Origin of the sequence: Primorskyibacter flagellatus (genome assembly GCF_900176485.1) — a bacterium.
Taxonomy (GTDB): domain Bacteria; phylum Pseudomonadota; class Alphaproteobacteria; order Rhodobacterales; family Rhodobacteraceae; genus Primorskyibacter; species Primorskyibacter flagellatus.
Genome location: NZ_FWYD01000001.1, coordinates 1 through 14,041, shown reverse-complemented (window position 1 = coordinate 14,041; position 14,041 = coordinate 1). Strand labels below are relative to the sequence as shown.

General features: G+C 58.3%; 12 protein-coding genes. 4 read left to right on the top strand and 8 right to left on the bottom strand.

Annotated elements, in window-relative coordinates; all coding sequences use genetic code 11:
* Positions 1-33: 33 nt before the first annotated feature.
* The 3 genes from B8991_RS00060 to B8991_RS00050 form a co-directional block, all read right to left on the bottom strand.
* Positions 34-921 carry an ABC transporter permease gene (locus B8991_RS00060; RefSeq protein WP_084349780.1) on the bottom strand — a complete coding sequence of 296 codons (888 nt, stop codon included), beginning with the start codon at positions 919-921 and terminating at the stop codon, positions 34-36.
* Positions 911-1,858 carry an ABC transporter permease gene (locus tag B8991_RS00055; protein ID WP_084349779.1) on the bottom strand — a complete coding sequence of 316 codons (948 nt, stop codon included), beginning with the start codon at positions 1,856-1,858 and terminating at the stop codon, positions 911-913. The genes B8991_RS00060 and B8991_RS00055 overlap by 11 nt, the downstream gene beginning before the upstream one ends.
* 107 nt (positions 1,859-1,965) lie before the next feature.
* Positions 1,966-3,537, bottom strand: coding sequence for an ABC transporter substrate-binding protein (locus tag B8991_RS00050; protein ID WP_084349778.1), 1,572 nt, complete (start codon positions 3,535-3,537; stop codon positions 1,966-1,968).
* Between the two features lie 280 nt (positions 3,538-3,817).
* Between B8991_RS00050 and B8991_RS00045 the strand changes: the two genes are divergently transcribed.
* Complete coding sequence (locus B8991_RS00045) at positions 3,818-4,486, top strand: GntR family transcriptional regulator (protein WP_084350268.1); 669 nt, start codon at positions 3,818-3,820, stop codon at positions 4,484-4,486.
* Here the strand turns inward: B8991_RS00045 and B8991_RS00040 are convergent.
* Both B8991_RS00040 and B8991_RS00035 read right to left on the bottom strand, forming a co-directional pair.
* Positions 4,467-5,882, bottom strand: a complete 1,416-nt coding sequence (locus B8991_RS00040; RefSeq protein WP_084349777.1) for a sulfatase-like hydrolase/transferase — start codon at positions 5,880-5,882, stop codon at positions 4,467-4,469. The genes B8991_RS00045 and B8991_RS00040 overlap by 20 nt on opposite strands.
* 1 nt (position 5,883) lies before the next feature.
* Positions 5,884-7,002, bottom strand: coding sequence for a mandelate racemase/muconate lactonizing enzyme family protein (locus B8991_RS00035; RefSeq protein WP_084349776.1), 1,119 nt, complete (start codon positions 7,000-7,002; stop codon positions 5,884-5,886).
* A 228-nt stretch (positions 7,003-7,230) separates the two neighbouring features.
* On the opposite strand from B8991_RS00035, the gene B8991_RS00030 reads away from it, so the two are divergent.
* The 3 genes from B8991_RS00030 to B8991_RS00020 are packed head-to-tail and all read left to right on the top strand — an operon-like array spanning position 7,231 to position 10,479.
* On the top strand, positions 7,231-8,229 hold the full coding sequence (locus B8991_RS00030; protein WP_084349775.1) for an ABC transporter ATP-binding protein: 999 nt from the start codon (positions 7,231-7,233) through the stop codon (positions 8,227-8,229).
* The gene (locus B8991_RS00025; protein WP_084349774.1) at positions 8,222-9,232 is read left to right on the top strand and encodes an ABC transporter ATP-binding protein; all 1,011 of its coding nucleotides are present in this window, start codon (positions 8,222-8,224) and stop codon (positions 9,230-9,232) included. Before B8991_RS00030 ends, B8991_RS00025 begins: the two co-directional genes overlap by 8 nt.
* A complete protein-coding gene (locus B8991_RS00020) occupies positions 9,229-10,479 on the top strand; it encodes a sulfatase family protein (RefSeq protein ID WP_179141393.1) in 1,251 nt (416 codons plus the stop codon). The genes B8991_RS00025 and B8991_RS00020 overlap by 4 nt, the downstream gene beginning before the upstream one ends.
* Before the next feature lie 525 nt (positions 10,480-11,004).
* Here B8991_RS00020 and B8991_RS00015 read toward each other — a convergent pair.
* The 3 genes from B8991_RS00015 to B8991_RS00005 form a co-directional block, all read right to left on the bottom strand.
* Positions 11,005-11,682 carry a hypothetical protein gene (locus tag B8991_RS00015; protein WP_084349772.1) on the bottom strand — a complete coding sequence of 226 codons (678 nt, stop codon included), beginning with the start codon at positions 11,680-11,682 and terminating at the stop codon, positions 11,005-11,007.
* Positions 11,683-11,828: 146 nt separating this feature from the next.
* Positions 11,829-12,392 (bottom strand): recombinase family protein, encoded by a 564-nt coding sequence (locus B8991_RS00010; RefSeq protein ID WP_084350267.1) that lies wholly within the window; start codon positions 12,390-12,392, stop codon positions 11,829-11,831.
* 1,054 nt (positions 12,393-13,446) lie between these two features.
* The gene (locus B8991_RS00005; protein WP_459562008.1) at positions 13,447-13,980 is read right to left on the bottom strand and encodes a tyrosine-type recombinase/integrase; all 534 of its coding nucleotides are present in this window, start codon (positions 13,978-13,980) and stop codon (positions 13,447-13,449) included.
* Positions 13,981-14,041 lie beyond the last annotated feature (61 nt).

The window sequence follows — 14,041 nt, the reverse complement described above, 5'->3', positions numbered from 1 at the left end:
CCCGCGCACATATCCATCGCCATCGTGGCTATATCAAAGGTTGCGCAAGCGCGGGTCGAGCGTATCGCGCAGCCCGTCGCCAATGATATTCAACCCCAGCACGGTCATCGCGATGGCAATGCCGGGCATCAACGCGACCCAGGGCGCTTCCTGAATATAGGACCGTCCCTCGGCGATGATATTGCCAAGGCTCGGCGTCGGCGGCGGCGGACCGACGCCCATGAAACTCAGCACCGCCTCGGCCAGGATCGAGACCGAGAACACGAAGGTCAGTTGCACGATCAGCGGCGGCAGTGCGTTGGGCAATATGTGTTTCAGCACGATGCGGGCATGGCTGGCACCGCAGGCCTTTGCCGCCTCGACATAGGGCATTTCGCGCAGGACCAGCACGGACCCACGCACGATACGGGCGGTGCGCGGCGTGAATGTGATGGTCAGCGCAAGCGCCGCGTTGCTCACCGACGGCCCCAGAACCGCCGCCAAGGCAATCGCCAGAAGGATACCTGGAAAGGCCATCAACCCGTCCATCACCCGCATGACCGGGCCATCAAGCCACCTGACATAGCCGGTAAATGTCCCGACGATGACGCCCAGAATACCCGTGGCGACAACCACAAGCAGCCCGACCAGCAGCGACAGGCGCGTGCCATGAATCACCCGGCTGAGGATGTCGCGCCCGAAAGCGTCGGTGCCAAAGATATTCACGGCATCAGGCGCGCTCAGCAAGGCGCGAAAGTTGTTCTTGTTGGGATCGAACGGGGCAATCAGGTCGGCGAAGATCGCCAGCAGCACGATGAAGCCGAAAAGCACACCGCCTACCTGGATGGACCGGTGGCGCGCGGCTGTTCCAAGGCCCAGCTTCAGACGCGCCACCCAGGCACGCGTTGCGCTTATGTCGGGAACCCCCGCTTCAGCGGTCATTGCGCACCCGCGGATCGACGATTGTGTACAGAATATCCACCGCGATATTGACGAAGACAAAAATGCCCGCCGTCATCAGCAACCCTCCCTGCACGATGGGGTAATCACGGTTCTGGATCGCGCCGATGATCAACCGCCCGACGCCGGGCAGCGAATAGACCACCTCGATCACCACAGTGCCGCCAAGCAGCAACCCCGTCATGATCCCCACCAGCGTGATCACAGGGATCAGCGCATTGCGCAGCGCATGCTTGAACAGCACCAGTCCGCGCGGCAACCCCTTTGCCTTGGCGGTGCGGATATAGTCCTGGCCCATTTGCTCCAGCATGCTGGATCGGACCATGCGTGCGATCACCCCCATCTGGGTGAAGGCCAGCGTGCAGGCCGGCAGGGTCATGCTGCGCAGCCAGCCAAGCGGGCTTTCGGTGAACGGCGTGTAGCCACCGGTCGGGAACCACCCCATGCCGACCGCGAAAAAGAAGATCAGCACCAGACCGAACCAGAAATCCGGCAGCGACAGGCCCAGCAGCGCCCCGGCCATGGTGACCTGATCAATCCAGTTGTTGTGGTTTGTCGCCGCCAGCACGCCCAGCAGAACCCCGAAAATGACGGCCAGCACAAGCGACATGAAGGCCAGCGACAGCGTGACCGGCAGGCGCTCGAACACCGCGTCCACAACCGAGCGGTGCAACAGATAACTTTGGCCCAGATCGCCCTGCAACAGGTTCCCGTACCAGCGGAAAGCCTGAATATGGATAGGTTGATCGAGCTGGAGACGTTGGCGTATCGCCTCCAGCTCGGCTGCCGTGGCATCCGGACCGGCGATCTGGGAGGCGACATCACCGGGCACAAGCCACATCAGAAGAAAGGTCACAAGCGACACCACGAAAAGCACCGGGACCGCTGACAGCACGCGGGAGAGAATGTATCTCGTCACTAAAGGCGTCTCCTGGGCCCGTTTCCTTTCCCGGCCAGCCGCGCGCTTGTCGGTCCGGGCGTTTCAAGACCCGCCAGAGGTTCCGGCGGGCGCATGATCATGCTGGTCTAGTCCTCCAGCCAGATGTCGTTCAGACGCGGCGCACGGAACGGCTTGAACCCTTTCAGCCGAGCCGAGCCTGCCTGCATCCGGCCAACATCGCCGATCTTGATCTGCGGGACCAGATCGTAAATCGCGGTCTGGATTTCGGCAAAGGCTTTCTGCCGGTCCTCTACCGTCTTGCCGGTAATCAGGCGGTTATAGCTTTCTTCGAACACATCCGCCGTGCCGCGCATATGGGTCTGGTCGCCCCGCATCTTGGCGGCAATGCCATATGGTCCCAGGAACGGCTCCAGCCCCTGCATCAGCGTCCAGCCATTCCAGCCCTCGTCTGTCAGGCGGATCTTCAGCACAGTCGCCCAGTCCAGTTGTTTGACCACCGCATTGATGCCGATGGGTTTCAGCTGCTCTGCCAGCACAACCGCGGCGCGGCTGTGTTCGGCATAGTTTGGATCGGTGAGGATCAGGAATTCTTCGCCGTCATAATCTGACATCGCCAGAAACTCCTTGGCCTTGTCGATATGCGCGCTCTCGTAGATCTCCTTGCCGATGTCGCCCGCGTTGTAGGTCCGGCCCGGATATTGCCAGCCATGATTGAGGTCGTAGAAACCTTCGGTGGCGATCGCCATCACCTCTTCCGGCTCTATCGCATAGAGAACGGCGCGGCGGAAATTCACGTCATCGGTCGGCGGCAGGTTCCAGTTCATGATGAAGGTCATGAAGGCCCATTGCCGCGCCTCGTAGACGTTCAGATTTTCATCTGCGCTCATCCGCTTGGCAGCGGGCACCGGGATCTGGTCGGCCCATTGCACCTCTCCGGCCTCAAGCGCCGCGATACGCGCGCCGGCCTCGGGGATAATCCGGTAAACGGCGCTGTCCAGATAGGCGGTTTTCTTGCCGCCAAAGCCAGTGGGGCCGTCGAAATCCTCGTTCGGGACATAATCGGCAAACTTTTCCAACGTCACATGATCGTCGGGGACAAATTCAACGAATTTGAAGGGACCGGTTCCGATGATCTCAATCTCGTTGGCGGGTTTCGCGGCCTCTTCGGCGGGGATGATGACGGCAGGCGCCCGAGGCGAGGAGAACCCTTCGATAAAGGTGGGCGTCGCCTCTGACATATGGAAGGTCACTTCGTAATCGCCGGTGATCTCGATCTCTTTGACCTTGTCCAGCATGCCGCGCGTCGCCCCGACCTCGCGGTAGCGTTCAAGCGAGGCTTTGACATCCTCGGCCGTCATTTCCTTGCCGTTATGGAACAGAACCCCCTGTCGCAGCGGAAAGACATAGGTCAGCAGATCCTCGGATGGCTCGATGCTCTTGGCCAGCATCGGGATCGGATTGACGTTTTCATCTATGGCGACCAGCGGCTCGTAAATGTTCATGTTGATGTTGCGCGCCGTTTCCGAAGAAGAGGTCATGGCGTCAAGGCTGGGCGGGTTTGCGCTTTGCGCCAAGACAAGCTCGCCGCCCTCAACCTGACCCACGACCGGAGAGGCCGCAATGCCCAACACCAAAGCGGGAATCGCCAGCGCTTTGCGCAGCTTGGCCTTGTTGGTGATCCATTTCTTTTTACGCATAGCTTTCTCCCCTGATTGAACACGGCTCAGCCCGATCAGCATGCAACGTAAAGGTGCAGCGGCCTTAAAGTGCAGCGGCCCTTATTTTTCGTATTATCGTATACGATAGAGGGCTTGATGCAATCCATATTTGAGAATAGATTCCAATTGCGCGCATGTCATGGCAAGACCCGGCCCGAGGCTGGCCCCGGGCCATGTGCAGACCGACGAGGATCAAGAGAAAATGAAACCGCCATCACGGCCGATAATAAAGACTCAGCTTGCTCCGATCGCGCCCAGGATGCTTGCAGAAACCATTGTCGATGCGATTGTCGAGGCTGCGGCCAAGGGTCAATTCCTGCCCGGCGACCGCATCATCGAAGCCGATCTTGCCCGCCAGTTGAATGTCAGCCGGGTGCCGGTGCGCGAGGCGCTGCGCCTGTTGGAAAGCCGCGGCGTGGTGGAAAACACGCCCTATCGTGGCATGCGTCTCATGGAAGTTTCCAAAGACAGCATGCGCAGCCTGCGCAAGGTTCGCCTGACGCTGGAAATGCTGGCTGCGACCGAGATTCAGAACCGTGCAGAAAAGGAACCCGAACTTCTGAATCCACTGGCCGAATGCGTGCAATCGCTTCGCGATGCCTCCCGTGCCAAGGATTATTACCGCGTCGCCATCCACGACATAGAATTTCATCGCCGTCTCTGTCAGGTGCCGGGCAATCGCGCGTTGATGCAGGCATGGGAACCGCTGGCGCAACAACTGACCATCGTGATCGGGCTTTCGACTTTTCTTCAACCCACACTGGTCAATATCGTCGAGGAACATGAAGAATTGCTGGGGATTCTACAGAGTGGCACCCCCGAAGAGCTGGAACGCAATATGCAAACCCATATCCTCGAAGTGCCCGATGCGGTAAATTACGAACGACTTCGCGCCAATCGCGACAACGTCAAAAAGCAAGATCCGTGATCGGGTAATCATCCCCGGCCTCGGCCAGAAGTCGGATCAGCTTTTGGTGCATATCGCGGACGCGTTCGGGGTCTTGCTCGATCAGGTTGCGCTGCTCGAACGGATCGGTAGCAAGATCATGCAGCATCCAGGGCCGGACCCCATTTGTGGCGTTACCCAACACGGTGTATTTTGTATCCCGCGTGCGAATGCCGCGCCACGTCTCGTCATGGTAGCGCCGGTTCGGGCGCAGTTCTGCGGTGAATTCCAACAGAACGCCATCGCGATCCGGTAACGCCCCCTGCCCGGTCACAAAGCCAGAGACATCCAGCCCCGGCAGGTTTGGCGACGCCCCGCCGCCAAGGCCCACCAAGGTCGGAAAAAGATCCTCGGTACACAGCGGTAGGTCGCTGCGGCGTCCAGACGCGACCAGACCTGCATCCGTGGACCACAGGATAAGCGGCACACCGATGGATTCCTCGAACGGCTCTCCCTTGCCCAGCATGCCATGACTGCCGCCCAACTCGCCGTGATCGGACAGGAAAACGACGATGGTTTCCCGGTCCGATGGCATCGCCTGCACGGTCTCCAGCAGCGCGTTCATGTTACGGTCAATCTCCTCGATCATCGCGTAATAGATCTGCATGTTTGCGACAAAGATCGCATCGCGTTCCGCGCCCCGGACCGCATCGATCGTGGATCCATCCTTCGCCATTTTTTGCCATTCCGGCGGGAAGGTGCGGATCGCCTGCACATCGACATTCGGTCGTCTGGCATACCCCCCGCGGGAGGCCACCCTCCGGATGGCCTCCTCTGGTGCCGTGAAGGGCGGGTGCGGTGCCTCCACGGAAAGGATCAGAAAAGACGGATCACCACGCGGCACGGACAGCCAGTCACGCGCCCGCTGAAACAGCGCGTCGGTCTGGTAGCCCTCCAACGGGACAGACTGAGCCGCCTCTCCTTCGAACAGATGGGTGTCGTAGAAATCGTTGCGCAGCTCGAACCCCTGCCAATCGGCAAAACCGCGCCGGTGGCTGGCCGGGATTGGCGTCCGGTTGGCCTCTTGCAGGGATTGCCCGCCGGCAATGCCGTAAAGCGAATACAGATGCCATTTGCCAAGATAGCCGGTGTGATAGCCGCATTCCTGCATGGCCTCGCCCAGCGTGCGTTCTGCCGGTGACATGCGGTAGCCCAGCGCGGGGACCATCCGGCTATGCGCATATTCGCCGGTCAGAAACGAAAACCGAAACGGCACACAGGCCGGAAAGGTCGAGGACATGGCATCAAACACCAGCCCCTCTGCGGCCATGCGGTCAATCGCGGGCGTGCGTAGATTCGTGTCGCCGTAAAAGCCCAGCGCGTCGCGGCGAAGCTGATCCACCAGCACCACCACGATATTCGGCGCAGGCCCGCTCATGTCAGAGGCTGCTGACGGCAAATTTCTCTATCACCTCGTAGTTGGGCTCAAAGCCAAGCCCCGGTGCATCCGGCACATCCATGAATCCGTCTTTCTGCTTGAACGGCTCGCGGGCCAGGTTGCGGGAAATCTCGGACGGCTCCACACAGTATTCCAGAACATAGGCGTTGGGCACGGCCGCCAGAAAAGTCAGCGACGCGGCGGTGTTCAGATCCGTGGTGAAATTGTGGTTGGCGACCAGCACTCCTTTGTCGGCGGCATATTGCGCGATCTTCATCGCCTGCGTCAGACCACAGCGCGTCAGATCAATCTGCGCAAGTCCGATACCGCCTTCATCGATCAGCCGCTGGAACCCGCGCAGGGTACATTCTTCTTCGCCCGCCGCCAGACGCTGGGTGATATTCTCGGAAATCCGCCGATAGCCGTTCAGATCGTCGGGATGCACCGGCTCTTCGATCCATGCGAGGTTATACGGCTCGAACAGCTTGGCGCGCTGGATCGTGGTGGTCGCGTCCCAGATCAGACCGACATCCAGCATGATGTCAAAATCGTCGCCCGCCGCCTTGCGCAGTGCATCAAGATAGGCGCAATCGGTGGCCGGGTCCTTGCCGAACGGCTCCCATCCGAATTTGGCGGCGCTGAACCCTTCATCCTTGGCCGCCCGCAGCCGGTCTGCCGTGTCCTCGGGCGTGAACTGGAACATGTTCGACGAATAGACCCGCAGCTTGTCACGGTAGCGCCCACCCAAAAGCTTCCATACCGGTTGGTCCAGCGCTTTGCCCTTGATGTCCCACAGTGCCAGATCACAGCCTGCCATCGCCTGAATGACCGCGCCCTCGCGCCCGTAATACAGCGTGCCCTCATACATCTTTGTCCACAACCGGGCGACATCCATCGGGTCCTCACCGATCAGCAGGTTGCGCAAGCCGGTCACGATGGTGTGGGACATCGGTGCGTCGATGATCGCCTTCACCACCCATGGGCAGCCGTCCACTTCCCCCCAACCCGTCACACCCGCATCGGTGTCAATCCGCACCAGCAACGCATCTTGTGAACTGTCGGTGCGCGCCTCGATCTCTGGGAGCCGGAGGTAAATCGCGGTAACGTCAATAATTTTCATTCCTGGCTCCAATATCTTTGTTTACCCCAGCAGGCCCATCCGCGCCATGTCGGCAGCGTTCCGGGTCAATGACCGAAAAACGCCGCCGCTTGTGCAGATACCGCGCACGTTGACTCGCATTTTTCGGATTGTATAAACGTATACGAAGATCGCAAGCTGCTATTTTGTAACGCGTCTTTTCTTGCGGCTATGTGCATAATGGCCGACATGCAGATTCGGAGATCCGACATGGCGGTCGCGCCTTTGCTTTCGGTCCGCGGACTAAGTGTCAGCTATGGCGGCGCGGCGCTGGTTGAGGGAGTCGAACTGGACCTGATGATGGGCAAGACCCACGGGCTGGTCGGAGAGTCAGGCAGTGGAAAATCAGTCTCGGCAATGGCGATCATGCGCCTGCTTGAGCCCAAGCAATTCCGCGTAGAGGCACAGCGCATCACCTTTGACGGGCGCGAGTTGCCCTCACTTGGCACACATGAGATGCGCCGCGTGCGCGGAGCAGAAATCTCGATGATCTTTCAGGAGCCCATGACCGCGCTGAACCCGGTGCTGCCGGTGGGCGAACAAATCGTGGAAACCTTGCGCGTGCATCAGAAGCTGGATCGCGCCACGGCCCGGAAACGAGCACTGGAAATGCTGGAATGGGTCCGCATCCCCGCCGCAGACAGGCGGATCGACGAATACCCTCATCAGCTATCCGGTGGGATGCGGCAGCGTGTGATGATCGCCATCGCCATCGCCTGCCAGCCCAAACTGTTGATCGCGGATGAGCCGACGACGGCACTGGATGTGACCATCCAGGCGCAGATCCTTGAATTGCTGCACGAGTTGCAACGCGAGTTGGGCATGGGCATCCTGCTGATCACACATGATCTGGGCGTGGTTGCAGGCTATGCCGATAATGTCTCGGTGATGTATGCTGGCCGGATCATCGAGTCCGGGACAACGTCACAGATCTTCGAACACGCGCTGCACCCTTATACACAAGGCCTCTTGCGCAGCCATCCGCCGGTGGATCGTGATGTGAACGAATTGCCAACCATCCCCGGCACCGTACCGCAACCACATGAACGGCCCAATGGCTGCCGCTTTGGTCCGCGTTGCGCGCATTTTCGTCAGATCTGCGACCGGACTGATCCGCGGCTGATGGGTTTTGAGGCTCGCCATCGCGCCGCCTGCATACGGCCCAAAGGCTACCTCTTTGACGGTCCGCTGGAGGTTAGTGATGGATGATCGCGCCATACCATTTCTGCGTGTCAGCAACCTGACGAAGCACTTTCAGGTCGGGCGTGGCGGGCTGCTTGGCCGTAACCGCTCTGTGGTGCGGGCGGTGGATAACGTATCTTTTTCAATAGCGCGCGGCGAGACGCTGGCCGTGGTCGGGGAATCCGGCTGCGGCAAGACCACCCTCGGCCGTCTGGTGCTGCGCCTGATCGAGGCTGACTCCGGACAGATAGAGATTGCGGGAACCGAGATTCGCGGCCTGGATCATCGAGCCATGCAAGAATTCCGCCGCCGCGTGCAGATCGTCATTCAGGATCCCTTCGGCTCGCTCAACCCGCGTATGCTGATCGGACAGGCGATCATGGAACCGCTGGACATTCATTCTGTCGGCACCGCCAAAGCGCGGCGGGCGCGTCTTGCCGAACTGCTTGACCTTGTCGGCCTGCCCCAGAGTTTCGCCGCGCGCTTCCCCCACCAGCTATCGGGCGGTCAGCGCCAGCGCGTTGGCATTGCCCGCGCACTTGCCTTGGAAACCGATCTGCTGATCTGCGACGAGGCGGTCTCGGCGCTTGATGTCAGCGTGCAGGCGCAAATCGTCAACCTGTTGCAAAAGCTCAAGCACGAGCGCCAACTGACTTACCTGTTCATCAGCCATGATATGGCCATCGTCCGCCACATCGCCGACCATGTTGCCGTGATGTATCTGGGCGAGATCGTCGAGATCGCACCCAAGGCGCAACTTTTCGCACACCCCGCCCATCCCTACACGCAGGCTTTGCTGAAATCCGTACCGCGCGCCCGTGTCCATGAACGCCCCGAACTTGCCATCAAGGGCGACATTCCCAGCCCCATCGACCCTCCGTCGGGCTGCCGGTTTCACACCCGCTGCCCGCATGTGATGGGGATATGCCGAAGCACGCCCCCCGCGCGAACGACTGTTGGCCCGGACCACAGCGCCAACTGCCACCTGCTGGCCCAAGCCCTGCCCGCCGCAAAAGGACAGACCGCATGACCAAACCGCCCAATATCGTCGTGATCTTCTCGGACCAGCACCGCGCCGATGCGATGGGCTGCGCAGGCAGCGCCTTCGTTCAGACACCCAACCTGGACCGGCTGGCGGCAGAGGGTGTGCGGTTCCAGAACGCCTACACGCCTTGGCCGGTTTGCACGCCCGCCCGCGCCACCATGTGGACCGGCGTCTACCCGCATGCGCATCAGATCATCGACAATGTCTACGGCATCGACAACGCGTTTCAGAGCGTCGGCGCGGTCAAACGCACCGTGTTTGACCAGCTACAGGATGCGGGCTACCTGACCGCGCATTTCGGCAAATGGCATCTGGGCGAAGGCCACCCGCCGTTCTTCGACATCTGGGAAGAAAGCTTTAACAGCCGTGTCGGACATTGGGTTGGCGGACGGCTGGACGGACAATACCGGCCCACCTTGCAGACCGATGCCTGTATCGGTTTTCTGCGAGATCAGGCACAGGCGGACAGTGACCAACCCTTCGTCATGGTCCAAAGCTACTACCCGCCCCATGACCCATTCACTGCGCCCGCGCGTTTCTACGAACCCTATCGCCATAAGGGCGTGCCCTTCGCGGGCTATTATGCCGCCGTCACCGCACTCGACCATGAGATCGGACGTATTCTGGCCACGCTGGAATCCACCGGACTGCGCGAGAACACCGTTGTCCTGTATTACTCCGACCACGGCGAGACCTTCCGATACCGGGCCGAGGGCGAGCATAAATTCGTCTGCACCGACGATTCAATCCGCATCCCGATGCTGATTTCATGGCCAGGCACGATTGCCGCCGGTGCCGTGCGGTCGGATCTGGTGGGGTTGCAGGATCTGACGCCAACCTTACTGGATTTTGCCGGCGCGCCACCGCTGGACCAATGCCACGGGCACAGTCTCAAACCCTTGCTCGATGGCATACCTGCCCCGGACTGGCGGCGCGGCTTTTACGTTCAGAACATCACCCATGTCAGCGCATTGCACCAACGCGCGTGGCTATCCGAGGGATGGAAACTCATCGCATCGGATGATGGCAACCACGAGCTTTACAACCGACATGCCGACCCCGAGGAAGAGCTGAACCTTTTCATCACGCCGCGTTCCGATCCAGGTTTCGACCGCTACACCCATTATCCGTCTTATCGACCCGTGATTGAAACGATGCTGCGGGACGCGCGGGAATTTGCGCAGCGCATCGACGATGCGGAAGGCTTCGCGATTCTGGAAATGGCGGCGTGACGCGAGACGGGACTGTTTGTCGGCGCTTCCCGGTCGCATCATTGGTTAAGATGGCAGCCTCGTCCCGGACCTGGCCCCGATAGAAAATCGCTGCCGCGCCACCCCGCACGTCCCGCTCGGGATACAAAATCACTTTTTCCAATTATTGGGCGTCGCCAGAGAAATCCCAGATTGGCCGAAAATTTCATACGTCTGATCCGTTTGTAACTTCGCGATCATTCCTTACGCTCAAGTCACACGCGATAAAGCGTATATTACACATTTTCATTGGGGCTTGTCGTTCGATCTTCGCCCAACCACGTCGGACCAGAATGATCTTGCTGGAAGGCACCACCTTACCTGGGTGGTGATGGTGCGGTCGAGACGCCTTAACTCAGCAACCAAAGAACACCTAACATCTTGTATTCAAACTATTTTAATAGACAGCAGCTCCCCTCTGTGTCCCATAGGGACTCCTATTTGTGTCCCACGATTGTAAGTATGAAGCAATCCCTGATTGGGATATCCGTTATGCCCGACGTACGTTCAATAACTCGGCCGCGTTAACGCCGACACAACTTCTCGCACGCCCCCCCTCACCTGCTGCAGGCGATCAGAGAGAGTTGTTTTTACCCGAAAATGAACTTGCACCGTCTGCATCGCGTTTCTTCTTTCTTCAGCGGAAATGCTAAACGCTATCCTATGACGTCTCCGGAAAATGTCTGTTATGTGGATTTCCAGTTTCCGTGACTGGCCCACTTCGACAAGTGTTTCGCCGTGGTCAATGTTGTTTTGAGACGTTCCACTGTAAAGGTGAACGCGCCCTTCATACAATCCATATACGTAGAGAATTGCAGTTTCGCCGACTGGGATTTTTGTCTTAAATGGTTTGTTCTCAGGCTCACCCTGCCAGCGCATTAAATGTCCTTGGTAGACACGTTTCTCTGGGTCGTAAATCCGCGCCGATTGGACCTGAAAATCGTCACGGCTTACAGGATACCCAAAAAAATATGGAGTGTTAGTGATACTTAAACGCCTATATTCAAATGGTTTTCCATCGTCCGTTTTTTTGCTTCCGCCGCTACCGCCTGTCACTTTTAACTTTGGAAGTTTCAAACGATGGTGAACAAAAACAATCACCACCGATGTTGCTATCCCCAACCAATACTCAAACGTCGCGACCGCCGCTCCAATGGCTTCCAAACGATCAATCGACCAATCCATTAATACAAACTCCTTCTGTGCAACTTTTGCACTGAATTCTTATCGCCTAAAGGGCGGCGGGAGGCCGCGAACAAACTCGGTAAAGACTGATTTGTTACCCCTACGCACTCGCTCGTGTAAATCATGAGGCACACCCTTACTAAAAGTTACGTCTTTCTCTCCTCCTCTAGTATGCGGTAAACGCTTGCTCTGCCAATACCCAGCCGCTTGGCGATCTCGGTCGCCCCCACCCCTTCGGCGCGCAGACATAACACCTCGTTCGCCTTGGCCTTCGCTGTGGGCTTCCTGCCCTTGTACTTGCCCGCTGCCTTGGCCTTGGCAATGCCTTCGCGTTGGCGTTCCAGCATGATCGACCGCTCAAATTCGGCCACACCCCCCAAGAGGGTCAGCATCAGCTTGCCCGTAGCGGTGCCTGTGTCAATGCCCATGGAGAGAATGCGGAGGGTCGCCCCTTTGGCCTCAATCTTCTCCAGCACCTCCAGCAGATGCGCCACAGAGCGTGCCAGACGGTCGAGCTTGGTCACTACAAGGGCGTCGCCTTCGCGGATGTAATCGAGAGCCTGAGCGAGTTGTTCTCGGGCCGTTACGTCCACCGAAGAGACCTGTTCAACAAACACCTTCTCACAGCCTGCGTCAGCCAGATCACGCTGTTGAGCTTCAAGACCTGCGGTCTGGTCGAGGGTGGAAGTGCGAGCATATCCAACGATCATCTGTCTCATCCTTCTGTCTCAATGAAGTCTAGAACGATGTAGGGCTGTTGTCCCATAATGTCCAGATAACTTGTGTGAGACGGTCGGTAGAGGCGGCGTGAGACGACTCAATAGACCTTGCCTTAGTGGGACAGCAAGGGCCTCTGGACCTCGGCGAGGACACTTCCTACAGTGCCCAAAACAATACGGAGTTATTGAAATGAAGGGGCTTTTTTGGAACGCATTCGGTATTGCCATTGTCTACTTGTTCACTCAGTCGGTTAACTGGTCGCTGTGGCTATCCATTCCAGTTGGCTCTCTGGTGGCAGCTGTTGCCGTCCTATTTTCTGGCTACTTGGTTGGAAGGGCAAAAGAGCCTCACATGTATGGTGATTAGCCCTCCCGCCGGGGGAAATTTGCGCGGCCCATTATATGATCTCTACCACTCAGATTTTTGTGGTATTTTTGTTTCGAACTTGTCTGGGCCACATTCAGGGCCCCAAGATCGGTAACGAGACCCCCTCCACAAGCTCGCTAAGGAACCTGTAAAGGGGGAGTGAGGGGAGATCACGCGGGACACCTGCAGGTGCCTGATATGCCACACGAGAGTGTTACCTCCTATCCACCTCTAACATGCAACTGTAATGACGGGTGCTGTGTGAGAGATGATGATGGTGGTGAACCTTACGTTAAACCGCAGCGGGCACCTTAAGGGTAACCTTAAAGGGTAGGTGAGGATGTATGAGATAGAAGAGGGACACCTTCCCTCCATCATCCATACACCTTCACATACTCTCTATCACTATAACCTTTCCTATCATCTATCCTATGGGGTGGTTTTATTGACCTGTCTAGGGTGGGTTAATCGATTTTGTTGTGCGTTATCAAACGCGTAATACAAGAACAGCCTTTGAGGTGTCCAGCGGGTCACTCACGGCCTGCCCAGCGCCTCCCTTCGTGGCCTTTTGAGTTCCTCACGGATGATGCTCGGGTGCCTCGAATGGGCGATGTTGGGGTCTTCCTGATCGGTGGCCTGCCGAGACCTCAAATGGGTCTAGTAGCTCCACAAGCCCAGTTATGGCATCAGCGCGTGCGCCAAATTCATTGCTTCAGCGGCAGCCTTTAGCTTTGCGATATCGCCGCCGTACACCCGGTTACCTACTCCGCCGAGCGAGTGGCCTAGGATGCGATGCTCATCCCGCTCGGGGACACCTGCGGATACCAAAAGGTCTTTCATGTTGTGGCGGAGGGAATAGACCACATGGCGCTTGTTCGTCGTGAATCCGCGCAGATGCTTCATCAGGGCTTGCGAAACGGTGTCAGGGCCTCCCTCATAAGCATATCGTGGGAAGAGCATGCGCTCACCCTTGACCAACTCCAGAGCTTCTTTCGCTGCTGTCAGAGCGTCACCGACAAGCGGCACTGAGCGGATAGACACCTTGGTCTTAACCCGCCTGTTTTCATGCCACATAACGCGGATGTGAGGATATGGTCCGGTGACTTGGACATCCTCCACCCTCAGTCCCACTACCTCAGCACCACGGCACCCAGTACCCTCCAGCATGCGCCAGATGATGGACCTGTCACGGTTTGATGCCGCTCCTTTGATAGCATTTACTGCACCAAAGGAGATGAACTATGGGACTGAAACGAACTGACGAATTCCGCCG

Coding starts and splice junctions, on each gene's coding strand:
- B8991_RS00060 (WP_084349780.1), bottom strand. CDS start 921: ATGACCGCTGAAGCGGGGGTTCCCGACATAAGCGCAACGCGTGCCTGG.
- B8991_RS00050 (WP_084349778.1), bottom strand. CDS start 3,537: ATGCGTAAAAAGAAATGGATCACCAACAAGGCCAAGCTGCGCAAAGCG.
- B8991_RS00045 (WP_084350268.1), top strand. CDS start 3,818: ATGCTTGCAGAAACCATTGTCGATGCGATTGTCGAGGCTGCGGCCAAG.
- B8991_RS00040 (WP_084349777.1), bottom strand. CDS start 5,882: ATGAGCGGGCCTGCGCCGAATATCGTGGTGGTGCTGGTGGATCAGCTT.
- B8991_RS00035 (WP_084349776.1), bottom strand. CDS start 7,002: ATGAAAATTATTGACGTTACCGCGATTTACCTCCGGCTCCCAGAGATC.
- B8991_RS00030 (WP_084349775.1), top strand. CDS start 7,231: ATGGCGGTCGCGCCTTTGCTTTCGGTCCGCGGACTAAGTGTCAGCTAT.
- B8991_RS00025 (WP_084349774.1), top strand. CDS start 8,222: ATGGATGATCGCGCCATACCATTTCTGCGTGTCAGCAACCTGACGAAG.
- B8991_RS00020 (WP_179141393.1), top strand. CDS start 9,229: ATGACCAAACCGCCCAATATCGTCGTGATCTTCTCGGACCAGCACCGC.
- B8991_RS00015 (WP_084349772.1), bottom strand. CDS start 11,682: ATGGATTGGTCGATTGATCGTTTGGAAGCCATTGGAGCGGCGGTCGCG.
- B8991_RS00010 (WP_084350267.1), bottom strand. CDS start 12,392: ATGATCGTTGGATATGCTCGCACTTCCACCCTCGACCAGACCGCAGGT.